Below are 18,010 nucleotides of genomic sequence, written 5' to 3' on the forward strand. Positions count from 1 at the left end.
GCCATCGCCGGCAAGCCGGCTCCCAAAAGGTTCAGGCAGCGCGCAGCGAGATAAACGCATAGTTGGCCGGCACTTCGGTGGCGATCTGCGCCCCGGCATCCAGCAACTGTTCGGCAATGTCCATCCCGGACACATGAAACACCCACTCATTGGCCATGGTCGGTTGCTCCACCGCCAGCGCTATGGCCTGGGCAAAGGCGCCCATGTCCGGCAGGTACGCGGTAAAACCATCGCCCTTGAGCGCCGTGGTGCGAATCCCCAGCAGGGCGCACACAGCCTCCTTGGTCTGCACATCGTCACGGTCGGCCTGGCGTGAGCGGTGGATCAGCTCGGCCAGTTCCCGGTCCATCAGCTCGCCGCCGACGATCAGTGCCGGGCCCTGTTCCCAGGATTGCGGCGGGCAATCCTTGGCGGCCGGGTTCAGCGGGATATGCGGATTGATCTCCATCGGGTAGATACGACAGACCAGCGGCCGCCGTTCATAGATGCCGCAGCGGTTGTCTTCGTCAAGATTCCGGCAGCGCCCGGCGTTGTAAGCGGCAAAGGTGATCGCCACGAACGCCTGGGTATTGCCGCTGGGCACCACCACCGAACGCCGTTCGGCATGCTCGCGTTGTTGCACAGGCAGGCCCAGGCCATTGCCCAGGAAACCTTCCACCAGCACGATGACATTGCCGCCGTCCGCCGCCCACTGGCGGGCTTCATCGAGGGTCAGGGGCACATGATGGTCGGTGCAGCATTTACCGCAACCAACGCAGGAAAAATGGGTATTCATGGAGGATCTGCTACCAGGCCAGGTCAGAGGGCTCTCTTGAACGGTGACGGGTTTTTACCTCTATCCGCCGTTCAGAGACTCTGGAAGCAAGTTATGCGCCAGTGCCGCTCAGCCCTCGCTGACCACGTCGCGCAGCACAAACACCATGCCGGCACGTTCATACAACTGGCGTGCGCGCAGATTGCTCTCCAACACCTTGAGGTCCACATAAGGTTCGCCGCGCTGCTTGAACACCTGGAAGCTGTGCAGCAACAAGGCGCGACCCAGCCCCTGGCCCTGGGCGCAGGGGTGGACGCTGAGGTGATGGATAAAGGCACTGGTCCAGCATTGGGCCACGCCAAGAATGCCCTCGGCGTTACTTGCTACCAGGCACAGCGTGGGGTCGAACTCTGCGTCGCTGAGAAATTGCTGCTGCCAGGCCTCCAGGTTGGCCACGCGGCCGCCGCCCTGTTCCTGGGTCATGCGCAATACCGCATGGATCGCCGGAGCCAGTGCAGGGCGGTAATGATCCAGGCGGGTGTCGGCTGGCCACTGCGGTGCAGGCAGGCTGCCGGTGAGGTCGCGGCGTAGCAGTTGGTAATACGCTGTCACTATTTACAGGCCTTTTTGCGCCACGGTCTGGGCGGCGACCACCAGGCATTTGGTCAGCTCGGGCGACGAGAACTTCGTCAGTACCGAGTCGGCCCCCGCCAGGCGGGCTTTTTCGCTGTTCATCGCGCTGTCCAGGGAGGTGTGCAACAGCACGTAGAGGTCCTGGAAGTCCGGGGTTTCGCGCAAGGTGCGGGTGAGGGCGTAGCCGTCCATTTCCGACATTTCGATGTCAGACACCACCACATTGATCTGCCCGGCGCTGCCTTGCAGTTCCAGCAGCACGTCGATGGCCTCTTTGGCGCTGCGTGCGGTGTGGCAGGTCAGGCCGAGGTTGCGCAGGGTGTGCACCGATTGCTGCAGGGCTACCTGGCTGTCGTCCACCACCAGGATGCGTGCATGGCCGAGCACTTCGGCTTCTTCCATGGTCAGGTCAGTCGGCGCCACTTCGATCTGCGCGGGGGCGATGGCGTGGATGACTTTTTCGATGTCCAGCACCTGCACCAGCACCCCATCCACCTGGGTCACGCCGGTGATAAACGAGCGCGTGCCGCCAGAGCCAAAGGGCGGCGGACGGATATCGGTGGTCAGGCAATGCACGATCCGGCTCACCGCCTGCACATGCAGGCCCTGCTTGGAACGGCTGACATCGGTGACAATCAGGCAACCGCCGTCGGGGTCTTGCAGGGGCATCTCGCCCAGCGCGCGGCTGAGGTCGATCACCGACAAGGCCGCGCCACGCAGGGTGGCGATGCCTTTGACGTGCGGGTGGGACTCCGGCAGCTTGGTCAGCGGCGGGCAGGGAATGATTTCGCTGACTTTCAGCAGGTTGATGGCCATCAGCTTGCCGCTGCGCAAGGTAAAGAGCAGAAGCGAGAGTGAATCTGCGCGGGCTTTGGTGGTGGACATAAAAACCTTCTGTGGATCAGCGATAACAATCTATAGCGGGTTATCGACGTTCGCGCCAAAAACTGTAGGGGCTGGCTGGCCGGCTCCTACAATGCCGATCAGCCTTTCCACACCTGCGGGTTCACCAGGTCCTGCGGGCGCTGGCCCAGCAGTGCGCTGCGCAGGTTGTCCAGGGCACGGTTGGCCATGGCTTCACGGGTTTCATGGGTGGCCGAACCGATATGCGGCAAGGTCACCGCATTGCTCAGTTGGAACAGCGGCGACTCGGCCAGGGGCTCGCGCTCATACACATCCAGCCCGGCGCCGCGAATGCGCTGGGTTTGCAGGGCTTCGATCAGTGCCGGCTCGTCCACCACCGGGCCTCGGGAAATATTCACCAGGATCGCGCTGGATTTCATCAGGCCCAACTCGCGATGGCTGATCAGGTGCTTGGTCTTTTCACTCAACGGCACCACCAGGCACACGAAATCTGCCTCGGCCAGCAACTGGTCCAGGCTGCGCAACTGCGCGCCCAGCTCGTGTTCCAGCGCGGTCTTGCGGCTGTTGCCGCTGTAGATAATCGGCATATTGAAGCCCAGGCGCCCACGGCGGGCGATGGCTGCGCCGATATTGCCCATGCCGACGATACCCAGGGTCTTGCCGTGTACATCACAGCCAAACAACGGCGCGCCGACGCTGGCTTTCCACTGCCCGGCCTTGGTCCAGGCGTCCAGCTCGGCCACACGGCGGGCGCTGCTCATCAGCAGGGCAAAGGCCAGGTCGGCGGTGCTTTCGGTCAACACATCGGGGGTGTTCGTGAGCATGATCCCGCGTTCGTTGAAGTAGTCCACGTCGTAGTTGTCGTAACCCACAGAGACGCTGGACACCACTTGCAGCTTGTTCGCCCCTTCGAGCTGCGCCCGGCCCAGCTTGCGGCCGACGCCGATCAGGCCGTGGGCGTGGGGCAGGGCTTCATTGAACTGCGCGTTGATATCGCCCTGCTTGGGGTTGGGGACGATGACCTCGAAGTCCTGTTGCAGGCGTTCGATCATCTGGGGGGTGACACGGCTGAAGGCGAGGACAGTCTTTTTCATCGCAAGTGAGGCTCATCGACGGGGAAGAATGCCAAGCACGCTAACATTCCTCGCTGCGAATGTCAGGACACCGCTAGACCTCTGTGGGCACAGGGCAAAATGTGGGAGCTGGCTTGCCTGCGATGACGGCAGGTCAGCTACCCAGCCGCACCCCACCCAAACTGCCGCTCAACTCATACGCCGCGAGTTCCGCCTGGTGCGCCGCCAGGATCTCCGGCAGCGAGCCGCGCAGGTACTCCACCCAGGTCTTGATCTTCGCATCCAGGTACTGGCGCGACGGGTAGATGGCGTACAGGTTCAGCTCCTGGGAGCGATACGTCGGCATCATCCGCACCAGGGTGCCGTTGCGCAGGCCCTCGATGGCCGCGTACACCGGCAGCAGGCCGACGCCCATGCCGCTGATGATCGCGGTTTTCATCGCGTCGGCGGAGTTCACCAGGAACGGCGAGCTGTTGATGCTCACGCTTTCCTGGCCGTCCGGGCCGTTGAAGGCCCATTTGTCCAGTTGGATCACCGGGCTGACCAGGCGCAGGCAGGCATGGTTGAGCAGGTCACTGGGCCGCTGCGCGCAACCATTGGCTTTAACGTAGGCCGGCGAGGCACAGACGATGCTGTAGGTGATCCCCAGGCGCTGGGAGACAAACCCCGAGTCCGGCAGCTCGCTGGCGAGCACGATGGACACGTCATAACCCTCGTCCAGCAGGTCTGGCACGCGGTTGGCCAGGGTCAGGTCGAAGGTCACGTCGGGGTGGGTGCGGCGATAGCGGGCAATCGCATCGATCACGAAATGCTGGCCGATGCCGGTCATGGTATGCACTTTGAGCTGCCCGGCGGGGCGCGCGTGGGCGTCGCTGGCCTCGGCCTCGGCTTCCTCGACATAGGCGAGGATTTGCTCGCAGCGTAATAAATAGCGCTTGCCAGCCTCGGTCAAGGCGATGCGGCGGGTGGTGCGGTTGAGCAAGCGGGTTTGCAGATGGGCCTCCAGATTGGAGACCGCGCGCGAGACGTTGGCCGTGGTGGTGTCCAGTTGTACGGCGGCGGCGGTGAAGCTGCCGGCCTCGGCGACACAACTGAAGGCGCGCATGTTTTGCAAAGTGTCCATGGGGTGCTCTCAAGGGAGATGACAAATTGTGACAGAAAGTTACGACTACCAGTGATCCCTACCAATGGATTATCGCCTGAACGGTAACAAAGATTCACAGGAATCCCACCTTATCGCCATTCCCCGCGCCCCCTAGAATTGCCGCACCGTCCCCGCACCACCACCTCAGGAATTCGCAGCAGTGCCGCGTCGCATCAGCAGAGAGCTGAAGACTCTCAGTGTTTGGGCTTTATCGTTAGCAATCAGCGGCTGCATCGGAACCGGAGGGATTGCCCCCCAAGGCAAGCACCTCGCCGCCAATACCCTGGCCACCGACGACGCGATCCAGAGCGCCGCCCGGGATGCCCACTGGCCGACCAGCCAGTGGTGGCAGGCCTATGGCGACCCGCAACTCGACCGTTGGATCGACCTCGCCGTACAAGGCAGCCCAAGCATCGCCGAAGCCGCCGCCCGGGTGCGTGAAGCGCGGGCCATGGCGGGGTTGGCCGAGTCGGCCGAGGCCGTGCAGATCAACGGCGACGCCACCCTCAAGCGCCACAACTGGCCCAGCGATCAGTTCTACGGCCCCGGTAAACTGGACAATTCCACCACTTGGGACAACAACGCTGCCCTGGGCCTGAGCTACGCCCTCGACCTGTGGGGCCGCGAGCGCAATGCCAGCGAGCGCGCCCTCGACCTGGCGCATCGGAGTGTCGCCCAGGCGCGCCAGGCCCAGTTGGAGCTGCAGAACAACGTGGTGCGCGCCTATATCCAGCTGTCGCTGCATTACGCCCAGCGCGATATCGTCGCCGCCACCCTGGCCCAGCAACAGCAGATCCTCGACCTGGCGCAAAAGCGCCTGGAGGGTGGGATCGGCACGCACTTTGAAGTCAGCCAGGCCCAGACGCCGTTGCCCGAAACCCATCGGCAACTGGACGCCCTCGACGAAGAAATCGCCCTGACCCGCAACCAACTGGCCGCCCTGGCCGGCAAGGGCCCGGGGGAGGGTGCGAGATTGCAGCGGCCAACCCTGGCTCTCGGCGCACCATTGAAATTGCCCTCGGCACTGCCCGCGCAATTGCTCGGCCAGCGCCCGGACGTGGTTGCCAGCCGCTGGCAAGTCGCGGCCCAGGCCCGGGGCATCGACGTGGCCCACGCCGGCTTCTATCCCAATGTCGACCTGGTGGGCAGCCTCGGCTACGTCGCCACCGGCGGCGGCATGCTGGAGTTTCTCGCCGGCAAGAAGCTCAACTACAGCGTCGGCCCGGCGATCACCCTGCCGATCTTCGACGGTGGCCGACTGCGCGCGCAATTGGGCGCGGCCAGCGCCGGCTACGATATTGCCGTGGCCCGCTACAACCAGACCCTGGTCAATGCGCTCAAGGGCATCAGCGACCAACTGATCCGCCGTGAATCCATGGCCAAGCAGCAAACCTTCGCCGCCGAGTCGGTGGCCTCGGCGCAGAAAACCTATGACATCGCCATGATCGCCTACCAGCGCGGGCTGACCGATTACCTCAATGTGCTCAATGCCCAGACCCTGCTGTTTCGCCAGCAACAGGTCGAGCAACAGGTCCAGGCCGCGCGCTTGAGCGCCCATGCCGAACTGGTGACCGCCCTGGGCGGCGGCCTTGGCGCGGGCAGCGATGGGCCGGCACCCGATAAGACACTCCCGAGCAAGACCCCGGCGGCCTTGGCCGTGTTCGATCACTGATCAGGTTGCCCATGACTCCCTTGCCTGCACCGCTGCGTTGGCTGCATTCCCTGGAATGGCGCCGTGGCTTTTTCGACTGGGCGCGCAGTGACGGCGTGACCTGGGTGTATATCTTCAAAGTACTGATCGCCGCGTTCCTCACCCTGTGGCTGGCCATGCGCCTGGAACTGCCGCAACCGCGTACCGCGATGATCACCGTGTTTATCGTGATGCAACCGCAAAGCGGCCAGGTGTTTGCCAAGAGTTTCTACCGCTTCCTCGGCACCCTGGCGGGGTCGGCGGTGATGGTGTTGCTGATTGCCCTGTTTGCGCAAAACACCGAGCTGTTCCTGGGCGCGCTGGCGATCTGGGTTGGCGTGTGTACGGCCGGTGCCACCCGTAACCGTAACTTTCGCGCCTATGGTTTTGTACTGGCCGGCTATACGGCGGCGATGGTCGGCCTGCCGGCGCTCGCCCACCCCGACGGCGCCTTTATGGCGGCGGTCTGGCGGGTGCTGGAAATCTCCCTGGGGATTTTGTGTGCGACCCTGGTCAGTGCCGCGATCCTGCCGCAAACCAGCAGCGCGGCGATGCGCAACGCCTTGTACCAGCGCTTCGGCACCTTTGCGTTGTTTGTCACCGATGGCCTGCGCGGGCGCAGCCAGCGTGAAGGTTTTGAAAGCAGCAACGTGCGCTTTATCGCCGAAGCCGTGGGCCTGGAAGGGCTGCGCAGCGTCACCGTATTCGAAGACCCGCATATGCGTCGGCGCAATGGCCGGCTCAGTCGCTTGAACAGCGAATTCATGGGCATCACCACCCGGTTCAACGCCCTGCACCAGTTGCTTGAACGCCTGCGCAGCGATGCCGCCGACCATGTGGTGGCCGCGATCAAGCCCGGCCTGCAGGACCTGGCCGAGTTGCTCGATGGCTTCAGCGGGCGCGCCTTGACCAGCCCCGATGCTGCGCGCCTGGTGAGCCAACTGACGGCCTACAAGGAGAGCCTGCCGGCCAAGGTCCGCAGCCTGCGGGCGATGTTCCAGGAGAGCAGCCCCAGCGATGCCGAGCAGTTGGATTTCCACACCGCTTATGAGCTGCTGTACCGCTTTGTCGATGACCTGCACAACTACGCGCAGACCCACGCCTCCCTGGCCGAGCACAGCCACGAACGCGAGCATTGGGACGAGCCCTACACCCCGAAAACCAACTGGCTGGCCTGCGCCGCCTCGGGGATTCGCGCGTCATTCATTCTGCTGGTACTGGGCAGTTACTGGGTGGCCACGGCCTGGCCCAGCGGCGCGACCATGACCTTGATTGCCGCGGCCACCGTGGGCCTGTCGGCCGCCACGCCAAACCCCAAGCGCATGGCCTTCCAGATGGCCTGTGGGACCTTGATCGGCGCGCTGGTGGGGTTTGTCGAAATGTTCTTCGTGTTTCCCTGGATCGACGGCTTTCCCTTGCTCTGCGTGATGCTCGCCCCGGTAATCGTGCTCGGCGCGTTCCTCTCGTCGCGCCCGCAATACGCCGGGGTTGGCCTTGGCTTGCTGATTTTCTTCAGCACCGGTTCGGTGCCGGATAACCTGACGATCTACAACCCCTACACCTTTATCAACGACTACATCGCCATGATCATCGGCATGCTGGTGTGTGCAGCGGCCGGGGCGATCATCCTGCCGCCCAACAGCCCGTGGCTGTGGCGCCGCCTGGAGCGCGACCTGCGCGAGCAAGTGGTATATGCCATCAGCGGCAAGCTCAAGGGCCTGGCCTCGGGTTTTGAAAGCCGCACCCGCGACCTGCTGCACCAGGCCTACGGCCTGGCCGCCGGCCAGCCCCTGGTGCAACGCAACCTGTTGCGCTGGATGTTCGTGGTGCTGGAGGTCGGCCACGCGATCATTGAGTTGCGCAAGGAACAGGCAATCCTGCCGGTGCACCCGGCCTATGCCCAATCCCAGCCTTGGCGCCAGGCAATCCGGGTGATGGGGCGCTCGCTGGTGCGGCTGTTTTTGCAACCGAGCCAGAGCAACCTGGAGCGCGCGCTGGTGGCGGTCGATCACGCCATCAGCCGCGTGCAGGCCACCGACGAACCCTTCGCCCCCCACTTCGATACCTCGGCCCTGCGCCGGGTGAAAAGCTACCTGCACTTTATCCGCACCTCCCTGCTGGACCCGCAATCGCCCCTGGCTGCCTTCAAGCCTTCCGGAGTCGCCCATGCCTCGTGAAATCGCGTTCCACGGCATCTACATGCCGACCATGACCCTGATGTTCTTCATCGCCGCGGGACTGGCCTGGGCCCTGGATCGGTTCCTGGCGGGCTTTGACCTGTACCGTTTTTTCTGGCACCCGGCGCTGCTGCGCCTGAGCCTGTTCACCTGTCTTTTCGGCGCTATGGCGCTGACCGTCTACCGTTGAGAATGCCCCGATGAAAAAGTTTTTCAGCCTGCTCGCAACCCTGCTGGTGTTGGCCCTGGCGATCTGGATTGGCCGTACCCTATGGGTCCATTACATGCAGACCCCATGGACCCGCGATGGCCGGGTGCGCGCCGATATCATCAACGTGGCCGCGGATGTCACCGGCGAAGTGGTGGACGTGCCGGTGCGTGACAACCAGTTGGTGAAAAAGGGCGACCTACTGATGCAGATCGACCCCGAGCACTACCGCATCGCGGTCAAGCAGGCGCAATCTTTGGTTGCCTCACGCAAAGCCACCTGGGAGATGCGCAAGGTCAACGCCCACCGCCGCGCCGACCTCGACGCCCTGGTGATCTCCAAAGAGAACCGCGACGACGCCAGCAACATCGCCGACTCGGCCCTGGCCGACTACCAACATGCCCTGGCGCAACTGGAAGCGGCAGAGCTGAATTTGAAACGCACGCAAGTGCTGGCGGCCGTAGACGGCTATGTCACCAACCTCAACGTGCATCGCGGCGACTACGCGCGCATTGGCGAAGCCAAGATGGCCGTAGTCGATATGAACTCGTTCTGGGTCTACGGCTTCTTCGAAGAAACCAAGCTGCCCCATGTGAAGGTCGGTGATAAAGCCGACATGCAACTGATGAGCGGCGAGACCCTCAAGGGCCACGTAGAAAGCATCTCCCGTGGCATCTACGATCGCGACAACCCCGAGAGCCGCGAGCTGATCGCCGACGTGAACCCGACCTTCAACTGGGTACGCCTGGCCCAGCGAGTGCCGGTGCGCATTCATATTGATGAAGTGCCGCAGGGTGTGTTGTTGGCGGGGGGGATCACCTGCACGGTGATCGTCAACCAGGCACAACACTAAACTTGTAGGCGTTGGCTTGCCGGCGATAGCGGCCTGTCAGCCATCCACCAGTTGACTGACACACCGTTATCGCCGGCAAGCCGGCTCCTACAGGGGAGGGTTATTGGCCCTGGATATAGGTCTCGTGCAGGTGCCGCCACAGCAGCGCGCCACTGGCCTGCTTCTCGAACACCACGGTGGCGCGGCGGTCCGTTTGCGTGCCGCTGGCATCGATCTGGTGTTCGCGGTAGGTCACCGTGGCCCCGCGTGCATGGCGGTCGATGCCCGCCAGTTCACTGAGGGTGATCTTCAAGCCGGGCCGCATACCACCCAGGCGCGTGAACAGGGCCTTGACCCCGGCGGTATTGATCCGTGCGCCGGTGGCGGGGGCGATCATGCTGAAGGCTGGGGAGAAGCGCGCCAGTAGCGTGTGCAAGGTAGCTTCGGGGGCTGTGCCGGCAAACCATTGCTCGATCTCGATGTGGGTCTGGATCACTTCTTCAAAAAAGTCGCTGTAATCAATCATCATTGAGGCTCGCAGGCAGGGTGAAGCAGTGCGCGAACCCTGGAGGTATCCAGGCTTGGCACTGCCAAGAGCGGCAGCAGTGTCAGGGCTGCCGCAATCAAGAAGGTCATGGTGAAGGAATCCGAGGCCGATAGCACGGCGCTGAGTGCCGCTGCACCCAGGCAAAAGCTCACTTGCCGATTGATATTCCACAGCGCGCTGGCGTGGCCCATGCGTTCGGCAGGAATATCCAGAAAGGCCAGGGTCTGCGCGGTGCTGCTGCACAGGCTGCCACCCAGGCCCATCAGGGCATAGGCGCCCACCAGCAGGGCGGGTTGGGCCGCATTGAGCAGCAGGATGCCGGCGCATTGCAAGGCCATGCCGGCCAGCAGCAATGGCTTGGGCCCGCACCGGCTGAACCACTGCTTGCTCAGGTAGATGGCCAGGGCCGAAGCCAGGGCCCACGGCAGCATCAAGGCCCCGGTGCGTGTCGCGTCGTATCCAAGGTCTCGCAGGTAGAGGATGGCGACCAGGCTGGTGCCGATAAATACGCCGGGGATGAACAGATACACCAGCATCGCCACTCGCAGCATCGGGTGGCGGATCTGGTTGAACAGACTCCCCAAAGCCAGGGCCGGTCGCGTGGTGGCGGGCACATCGGGTTTTATCCACAGCAGTGCCAGCAGCAGGGTCAGGAGGGCCAATGGCAGGTTGGCGTAGAAAATCCAGCGCCACGACACCGTGTCCACCAGCAAGCCGCCCAGCGCCGGGGAGAGCGCCGGCACCAGCAGCGCCACCGACATCACTCGGGCCGTCAGTTGGTGACGCTGCCCAGGGGCAAAGTGTCGGTACGCCAAGGCCTGGCCCACCGGTATCAGCAATCCGCCCCCCAAGCCTTGCAACAGCCGCCAGCCGATCAAGGCCTGGATCGATTCGGCCTGGCCCACCAGCACCGATGCCATGCCAAACAGCCCCAGGCTCGCGGCGATCAACCGCCGCTCGCCCAGCACTGCGGCGAGCCAGACGCTCAGCGGGATAATCAGGGTCAGGCCGAGCAGGTACGCGTTGCTGATCCACGCCAATTGCGTGACCGAGGCCTGCAGTTCGTGGGCGATATCCGGGTAGGCGACCGTGGCGACAAACATGTTCACCAGGTCCAGGGCGAACCCCAGTAAAAAGATCCAGGCGACTTTCGAGCGGTAGGTCATAGGGGTGATCCAGCGTTTGAGGCTGGCAGGGTAGGCCGGTCGCAGAGCTTGGGATACAGGGGTTTGCCTGTTAGTTTGTCAAAAATATTTTGACAAAGGGAGCGGTGGCCATGGTTAGCCTGGACCGATTCGACACTTTCAAGGCTGTGGTCGAGGCCGGCTCGCTGACGGCCGCCGCCGATCTGCTGGGCCAGACCCGCGCGGTGGTCAGCTTCAATCTCAAACGTTTGGAAGCCGAACTGGGCGTCACCCTGCTCACCCGCAGTACCCGCCAACTGGCGCTCACCGATGCCGGTGAACGTTTCTACCTGCGTTGTACACGCATGCTCGAAGAAGCACGGCTGGCGGTGGAAGAGGCACGCTCTGAACACGCCCAGCTCAAGGGCACGTTGCGCATCACCACGACTGTTGAATATGCGCTGGCGGTGGTCGCGCCCGCAGTGGAAGGTTTTCGCCGCCTGCACCCGGACCTCAACATCCACTTATCCACATCCTCGACCCATGCCGACCTGATCTCCGAAAGGTTTGACGTGGCGATCCGGCTGGGGCGCCTGGTGGACTCCAATCATCGTGCGGTGCAGTTATCCACTTACCAGGTATTTGCCGTCGCGGCGCCTGGTTTGGGTACCGCCCAAACGCTGGATGAACTAGAACAACTGCCCAAGCTGGGGCATGGCCGCTTGACCGAGTTGAGCGTGACCGACCCGGCAGGTGGCGAGCATCAATATCGCTCGGGCCCCAGTGCGCTGGTGGTTGACAGTGCTGCCGTGCTGCAGGCATTTGCCGTGCGCGGCCATGGCGTGGCGGTCCTGCCGCAGTGGCTGGTGCAGGCGGATCTGGACGCGGGGCGGCTGGTACGCCTGTTGCCGGATCATCGCTTCGCGCCCCAGGGGGTGTATGCGCTGTATCCGGACACGCGGCATTTACCGCTGAAGGTGCGGGCGTTTATTGATTTCATGAAATAGCGAAGCCCCTGTGCAGAGGGCAAGCCCGCTCGCCACAATGATCAAAGCGCTCCACTGAGCCCGAACCGCTTCTTCAACACCTTCTCCAACAACCCTTTGGGCAGCAGCGCCGCCATCAAGGGCAACGCCCGGCTGCCATTGCCCGAGCGCAGCAGGCGGGGTGGTTGGCCCTGTTGCACGGCCTTGAGCACATCCGCTGCAAGCACGCTGGCCGGGGTCGGTTTGTCCTGGGAGGCCTGGGAGCGGGCGCGGATGTTTTCGCGCAGTGGCCACCATGGCGATTGTTCATTGATCAGCAATTCGGCCTGGGTGCCGGCGTTCTTGGCAAAGTGGGTGTTGATCGCCCCTGGCTGCACTTCCATGACCCGCACGCCAAACGGTGCGAGCTCCATGCGCAACGCGTCGCTCAAGGCATGCACGGCGGCCTTGGAAGCGCAGTAGGCGCCGGCAAATGGCGTGACCAGCACCCCGGACACACTGCCGATATTCACCACCAGCCCTTTGCGTGCGCGCAGGGCGGGGAACAGCGCCTGGGTCACGCCGACGATGGCGAACACGTTGGTCTCGAACTGGCGCTGCATGGCCTCGGTGCCACCGTCGAGCAGCGGGCCCATGGCGCCGTAGCCGGCGTTGTTGATCAACACATCCAGCTCGCCTACCTGTCCAGCCAGTTGCGCCAGGGCCGCGCCATCGTTGACGTCCAGTTGCACGGCCTGCAAGCCGGCAGTTGTGAGTGCGGCGACGTCTTCGGGGCGGCGGGCGCTGGCCCATACGTTGTAGCCGGCGGTTTTGAAGGCATCGGCCAGGGCCCGGCCGATGCCGCTGGAGCAACCGGTGATAAGCACGTTGGGCATGGATCAATCCTGTGCGGTTGTTAGTCGGAGAAGCTGCCTTGCAGGTGTTCGGCGCGAAACTCCAGGGTTTGCGGGCGGTAGCCGGGGCGCAGTGGCGGCACCGGCAGGCAATCTTCCCAGGTGGCGCCGGCCTGCAGCTCGCCGGGGCCGCGATAGCGCGGGGCAGCATAGACGTTATCGGCCAGGTTCACCGTATCACCCGGCGCATAGGCGCCGACGCGCCAGCGCAGTTCGGTCAGGGGGACGTCGTTGCCGTTGTTCAGCTTGAGCTGCAAGGGGCGGTCGGCGGGGCACTGCTCGGGGGCGTAGCTGATGCGCAGCTCCAGGCGCGCCAGTTGCGCGGCTTCGCGATTGTCCAGCCAGACCACCCACATCGCCACACAGCCCAGGCCCACAGCGGCGGCGAGGGATACCGGCAACGCCCTGGCCGGGTAGCGCAGCAGCAGGATCAGCCAGGTGATGATCAGTAGAACACCGAAGAACATGGGGGCAGCCTCGCGGATAGGTGAACCATCGTACCGTTGACAGCAGGCGGTTGCCTATCGGGTTGCGGTTGCCCGCACACGGACACGCCCCGATACCTTGGCGCTGGAATCATGGGCGGCGTTCGCCTCACTTAAATATATACAGCCACAGAGCGACAACCGTTGATCTGCGGTCTTCTATAGACGTGCGGAGCACACACCCCATGAGCTTTCCCATACGAAACTTCTCTCTTCCCGCTTACCACCTCGTCGATGCCACCCAAGAGAGCAGTCCAACAAAACCTGCATCCAATACCCAGTCACCCTCCGGCAGCAGTGACCTGGACCACCGTAATTCGCTGATCCTGACACTGGCCGGCCTGGAGCAAGGCATTACCACGGGCCGTATATCCAATGAGCGGATTTTTCCAGCCTTGCAGACGGCCAAGATCCACCTGGCGCCGGATGCGCCACACTCAGGCCCGACCCTACACATCAGCCTTGCGCAATACATCACCGCCAATGGCTGGAGCGTTCCGCAAAACCGCGAAGAGCTCAGCCAACTCAGGCAGACCGTATCGTCCCTAGAGCCCACAGCCACCTCCAATGCCTACGCAGTCATTACCGAGCAGGTGGCCAGGGCCAATCTGGAGAAAGCCAAGTTCAAGTCCATTGCGCTGGATACCGCGGTGGCATTTCCCGATGTGCGCCAAGAAGCCAAAAAGCTGGCGCAAGCTATTGTGTTCCAGTTGACCGGAACCCATGTGGACGCCGACAAGACCTATTTGAATCGGTTTGACGCATCACAATCTGCGGCCACCGTTACCGGTTGGGAACACTTGAAGGAAGAGCCCACTTCATCCATCACGTTGACCGACGCGGTATTGAAGAACTTTTCCGAGCACGACGGGATTCCCGGCACTCTGGACTCGGAAGCAGGTTTGTATAAAGACGGCCCCGGGCAAAGCCAAAAAGCCGGCTACGGTGCTCATAACCAAATCCCCCTGAAGCCTTCGGACTTCATGAAGGCCCTGTGGAAGTCCGATTTCCAGACAAGCATGTCCGAAAAAATCCACAGCTTCTGGAAAGACCACGCCGACGACTACCGCACCGTTCAGAAAGGCATATTCATCTATAAGGCCGGCGAGCAACTCAAGGCCCAGGAGGCCAGGCTACCGGCTGAGCGGGCGCTGCAGCCGGCCGAGCATGAGTTCACCCACAGCGACTATCTACGGCTGATGAAGGCTGTTACCGGTGAGGCATTGGCTGAAGACCAGCCCCTGACCGTCGACAAACTGCAGGCGAAATCCCCGGTAAGTGGCGACGTCCAGGTCCATACCTTCGATATCAATGGTTTTCAATCCAGTGACATTGTGCGTTTTACCCTGCCCGGGGAGGGCTCCCCAAAATATGTCAACGGTCGGCTGGATGGCGTGCAGATTCTCTATATCCCTGATGCCCAGCCGGCTTTTCTCAAGTTCGCCTCGCTGGAAAAAATGGATCAGTGGGTCAGCGAGCAGGCCAGGACGCCCCAGTCGCGCACCGCCCTGGAGTCGCACTTTTCCCTGGCTGATCGGCAGAACAGCGATACCGGGGGATTTGGCAGCACCTTGCTCAACGCAATAGTACCGCTGAGCTCCCTGGTGCCTGATATCCGTCCCAAAGATGGCCTGGATACCACGTTGGAGTACCTCGGTACGGCAAGTGTCAGCGATCAGGAGGGCAGCGTCATTGACCGCGGCAACTTCGCGATCAAGGGCGATGTGTTCAGCCACATGGCGGACCTGAGCCAGCAGCGCATGAACAACGATGCAGACACCGCGATCAAATCCAACAGCCAAGTCACGCGTGACACCTGGCTCAACGACATCTCGGTCGGAGCACAATTGCTGCTCAAACTGGCGCCGTTGGGCGCACCGGTCGCCGCTGCCGCCGTGGTCACAGGCCTCACGGAAATTGTACTGGGCAGCGAAAAGGAGGCGTCGGGGGACACCCAGGCCGAGCGCCGTGATGGGGCGTCGAAGACGTTCGACGGAATGCTCAACACCTTGTTCTCTTCCGTGGGTACCGGCTCGGCAGCCGAAGACCCCTTTGCACTGCCCACTGAAGAGCCGGCAGTCCTTGAACTCGCCAACGCGGGTGTCGATGTGCCCAATCTGTTGCGACCGTCACAAGCGGGCAATCTGAGCGCCTATGTCGTCGCGGATGGCGAGGCATTGCTCGCCAGGAGCACCCTCAATAGCAAAGGGATTTATCAATTCAAGGACGAGGCGGGAGCCGATCGGTGGTTTATCCGTTACACCGATCAGTCAGGTATTGCCAATACGTATGAGATCAAAAGTGATTTCAAACTCAGTGACGGTTACGTCCAGATTGTTGACCCTCTGACGGGTAAACCCGTACTGACCGTCGAAGCGGGGGCGAATGGCGAATGGCGTTCGAGCAGGATGCTTGGGGGGAACAAACAAGCCAAGGGTGTCAACGCTTCCCGAGAACGCCCGGCCGGGTCCGGCCCGCTGGCATCAAGCTCAGCGGCGAATCAAGCATTGGTCAATCATCAGGATTGGCAATCGATCGTCGACTCGGGCACCTACAACGGCAAGCCCGTTTACATTCACTACACCAGCAAGGCAGGTTCAGAAGCCATCGCCCGCGAGCACAGTATCAACGATCTGGCGCGTGGTGAACGGCGCGCGGGTTCCAAGGGCGGGGTGTACGTTAACCCTCCAGGCCAGCAATTCAACAGTGAAAACGTTGAGAACCTGCTGTTCCTAGGCAATGAACGCTACGTGGGCAGTGGCGACTACATGGTGATATTCAGCTCTGAGCAGGCGCCCACGGATCTAGGCCCGGTCACCGCAGGCAGTCCGTTTGTTGAGCTTAAGATGCCCAAGGAAATCAAGCTGACGCCGTCGAACTTCCTGTATCTGGGGACGAACACGTTCAAGGACTATTTCCAATGAAGGCTGCCACCCTGGAAGGGTGATCAATGCCGCACTCAGAAAAAGCCCCCACTCAACCCACTGCGGATAGGGGACGCAATGGGCCGGGCGAGGGCTTTTTGTTCTGCGGTATTACTGCGCGATGGTTTTTACCGAAACGCCACGCTCGATCGGGGTCGAGCGCCCGTAGATATCTTCAAACCGCTCGATATCGTCCTCGCCCAGGTAACTGCCCGATTGCACTTCGATGATCTCCAACGGGATCTTGCCCGGGTTGCGCAAGCGATGCACCGAGGCAATCGGGATGTAGGTGGACTGGTTCTCGCAGAGCAGGAACACGTTTTCGTCGCAGGTCACTTCGGCGGTGCCGCTGACCACGATCCAGTGTTCGGCGCGGTGGTGGTGCATCTGTAGCGACAGGCACGCGCCGGGCTTGACCGAGATGTGCTTGACCTGGAAACGCCCGCCCATGTCCACCGAGTCGTAGGAGCCCCACGGGCGGTACACCTCGCAGTGGTTCTGGGTCTCACTGCGCCCCTGTTCGTTGAGGGTGTTGACCATCTGCTTGACGCCCTGGACCTTGTCCTTGTGGGCAATCATCATCGCGTCCTTGGTTTCCACCACCACGATGTTTTCCAGGCCGATCACCGACACCAGCTTGCCGTTGCCGTGGATCATGCAGTTCTTGCTGTCCTGGATCACCACGTCGCCCTTGGTCACGTTGCCGTTGGCGTCCTTGTCGTTGACCGCCCACAGCGAAGCCCAGCAACCCACGTCGCTCCAGCCGGCGCTCAGCGGCACCACGCAGGCGCGCTGGGTTTTTTCCATCACCGCGTAGTCGATGGAGTTGTCCGGGCAGCAGGCGAAGGTAGCTTCGTCGAAGGTCACGGTGTCGGCGGTGTGTTCGCTGCGCTCCAGGGTCAGCACGCAGGTGTCGTAGATGTCCGGGTCGTGCTTTTTCAGCTCTTCGAGGAAGCGGCTGGCGCGAAACAGGAACATGCCGCTGTTCCAGAAGTAACCGCCGCTCTTGACGAACTCGACGGCGCGTTTTTCATCGGGTTTTTCGACGAACTGCTGCACGCGGCTGACACCTTCGGGCAGCAGTGAATCGTTGGTGGACTTGATGTAGCCGTAACCGGTTTCCGGGCGGGTGGCCGGCACGCCGAACAGCACCATCTCGCCACGCTCGGCGGCCACGGTGGCCAGGGCCAGGGCGCGTTGCAGGGCTTTTTGATCGTCCAGTACGTGGTCGGCAGGCAGGACCAGCATCAGCTCGTCACGGCCTTCGTTGACCAGCATCATCGCGGTCAGGGCCACGGCCGGCGCGGTGTTGCGCCCGAACGGTTCCATCAGGATGCGCTGACTGTCGAGCTTGCGAGTGCTCAGTTGCTCATTGACGATAAAGCGGTGGTCTTTGTTGCAGACGATGATCGGTGCGTCCATGCCTTCGAACACCAGGCGCTCCAGGGTTTGCTGGAACAGCGTGTGCTCGCCGGTCAGGGCGAGGAACTGTTTAGGGAACTGTTTACGGGAAAGCGGCCAAAGACGTGAGCCGCTACCACCGGAAAGGATTACTGGGATCATGTGTTTCTCCTTGAATCGATTTGGGTCAGAGCTACGAAGGTTTGTCGTTTCACTCTTGTTTTTGTCTCGGTCCTGAGTCGACACGCGGACAGTGTGGGAGCTGGCTTGCCTGC

The 18,010-nt window shown here is 62.4% G+C and carries 16 protein-coding genes; 6 read left to right on the top strand and 10 right to left on the bottom strand.

The genetic code is table 11. The annotated features are described in order from the left end of the window. Positions 1 to 31 precede the first annotated feature (31 nt). The 5 genes from HBO19_RS01330 to HBO19_RS01350 form a co-directional block, all read right to left on the bottom strand. A complete protein-coding gene (locus HBO19_RS01330) occupies positions 32 to 775 on the bottom strand; it encodes a YkgJ family cysteine cluster protein (RefSeq protein WP_169956329.1) in 744 nt (247 codons plus the stop codon). 108 nt (positions 776 to 883) lie between these two features. Next, a complete protein-coding gene (locus tag HBO19_RS01335) occupies positions 884 to 1,366 on the bottom strand; it encodes a GNAT family N-acetyltransferase (RefSeq protein WP_170056760.1) in 483 nt (160 codons plus the stop codon). A gap of 3 nt (positions 1,367 to 1,369) precedes the next feature. Beyond that, positions 1,370 to 2,272 (bottom strand): chemotaxis protein, encoded by a 903-nt coding sequence (locus HBO19_RS01340; protein WP_057438202.1) that lies wholly within the window; start codon positions 2,270 to 2,272, stop codon positions 1,370 to 1,372. 98 nt (positions 2,273 to 2,370) lie between these two features. Continuing rightward, positions 2,371 to 3,345: a D-glycerate dehydrogenase gene (locus tag HBO19_RS01345; protein ID WP_170056761.1), complete on the bottom strand. Its 975-nt coding sequence runs from the start codon at positions 3,343 to 3,345 to the stop codon at positions 2,371 to 2,373. 133 nt (positions 3,346 to 3,478) lie between these two features. Further along, on the bottom strand, positions 3,479 to 4,447 hold the full coding sequence (locus tag HBO19_RS01350) for a LysR family transcriptional regulator (protein ID WP_169954563.1): 969 nt from the start codon (positions 4,445 to 4,447) through the stop codon (positions 3,479 to 3,481). Between the two features lie 181 nt (positions 4,448 to 4,628). Here HBO19_RS01350 and HBO19_RS01355 point away from each other — a divergent pair, with 181 nt between their 5' ends. Genes HBO19_RS01355 through HBO19_RS01370 form a run of 4 tightly spaced genes read left to right on the top strand, consistent with a single transcriptional unit; the run spans position 4,629 to position 9,396 of the window. After that, positions 4,629 to 6,140 (top strand): efflux transporter outer membrane subunit, encoded by a 1,512-nt coding sequence (locus HBO19_RS01355; protein ID WP_170056762.1) that lies wholly within the window; start codon positions 4,629 to 4,631, stop codon positions 6,138 to 6,140. Between the two features lie 11 nt (positions 6,141 to 6,151). Then, positions 6,152 to 8,335: an FUSC family protein gene (locus HBO19_RS01360; protein ID WP_169954561.1), complete on the top strand. Its 2,184-nt coding sequence runs from the start codon at positions 6,152 to 6,154 to the stop codon at positions 8,333 to 8,335. Next, positions 8,325 to 8,525, top strand: a complete 201-nt coding sequence (locus HBO19_RS01365) for a DUF1656 domain-containing protein (RefSeq protein WP_029297878.1) — start codon at positions 8,325 to 8,327, stop codon at positions 8,523 to 8,525. The genes HBO19_RS01360 and HBO19_RS01365 overlap by 11 nt, the downstream gene beginning before the upstream one ends. A 10-nt stretch (positions 8,526 to 8,535) precedes the next feature. Beyond that, a complete protein-coding gene (locus HBO19_RS01370) occupies positions 8,536 to 9,396 on the top strand; it encodes an HlyD family secretion protein (protein WP_170056763.1) in 861 nt (286 codons plus the stop codon). Between the two features lie 100 nt (positions 9,397 to 9,496). On the opposite strand, the gene HBO19_RS01375 is transcribed toward HBO19_RS01370, so the two are convergent. Both HBO19_RS01375 and HBO19_RS01380 read right to left on the bottom strand, forming a co-directional pair. Continuing rightward, the gene (locus HBO19_RS01375) at positions 9,497 to 9,901 is read right to left on the bottom strand and encodes a DUF4440 domain-containing protein (protein ID WP_170057086.1); all 405 of its coding nucleotides are present in this window, start codon (positions 9,899 to 9,901) and stop codon (positions 9,497 to 9,499) included. Continuing rightward, the gene (locus tag HBO19_RS01380) at positions 9,901 to 11,088 is read right to left on the bottom strand and encodes an MFS transporter (RefSeq protein WP_170056764.1); all 1,188 of its coding nucleotides are present in this window, start codon (positions 11,086 to 11,088) and stop codon (positions 9,901 to 9,903) included. Before HBO19_RS01380 ends, HBO19_RS01375 begins: the two co-directional genes overlap by 1 nt. A gap of 110 nt (positions 11,089 to 11,198) precedes the next feature. Between HBO19_RS01380 and HBO19_RS01385 the strand changes: the two genes are divergently transcribed. After that, on the top strand, positions 11,199 to 12,053 hold the full coding sequence (locus HBO19_RS01385; RefSeq protein WP_170056765.1) for a LysR family transcriptional regulator: 855 nt from the start codon (positions 11,199 to 11,201) through the stop codon (positions 12,051 to 12,053). A gap of 41 nt (positions 12,054 to 12,094) precedes the next feature. Here HBO19_RS01385 and HBO19_RS01390 read toward each other — a convergent pair whose 3' ends face one another. Both HBO19_RS01390 and HBO19_RS01395 read right to left on the bottom strand, forming a co-directional pair. Continuing rightward, positions 12,095 to 12,907: an SDR family oxidoreductase gene (locus tag HBO19_RS01390; RefSeq protein ID WP_169954557.1), complete on the bottom strand. Its 813-nt coding sequence runs from the start codon at positions 12,905 to 12,907 to the stop codon at positions 12,095 to 12,097. A gap of 20 nt (positions 12,908 to 12,927) precedes the next feature. Then, complete coding sequence (locus tag HBO19_RS01395) at positions 12,928 to 13,392, bottom strand: multidrug transporter (RefSeq protein WP_169954556.1); 465 nt, start codon at positions 13,390 to 13,392, stop codon at positions 12,928 to 12,930. A gap of 203 nt (positions 13,393 to 13,595) precedes the next feature. Here HBO19_RS01395 and HBO19_RS01400 point away from each other — a divergent pair, with 203 nt between their 5' ends. Next, the gene (locus tag HBO19_RS01400) at positions 13,596 to 16,334 is read left to right on the top strand and encodes a DUF6543 domain-containing protein (RefSeq protein ID WP_170056766.1); all 2,739 of its coding nucleotides are present in this window, start codon (positions 13,596 to 13,598) and stop codon (positions 16,332 to 16,334) included. Positions 16,335 to 16,445: 111 nt separating this feature from the next. Here HBO19_RS01400 and HBO19_RS01405 read toward each other — a convergent pair whose 3' ends face one another. After that, the gene (locus tag HBO19_RS01405; protein WP_169954554.1) at positions 16,446 to 17,897 is read right to left on the bottom strand and encodes a mannose-1-phosphate guanylyltransferase/mannose-6-phosphate isomerase; all 1,452 of its coding nucleotides are present in this window, start codon (positions 17,895 to 17,897) and stop codon (positions 16,446 to 16,448) included. Positions 17,898 to 18,010 lie beyond the last annotated feature (113 nt).

The organism is Pseudomonas sp. WS 5021, from assembly GCF_012985535.1.
In the GTDB taxonomy this organism is placed as follows: Bacteria; Pseudomonadota; Gammaproteobacteria; order Pseudomonadales; family Pseudomonadaceae; genus Aquipseudomonas.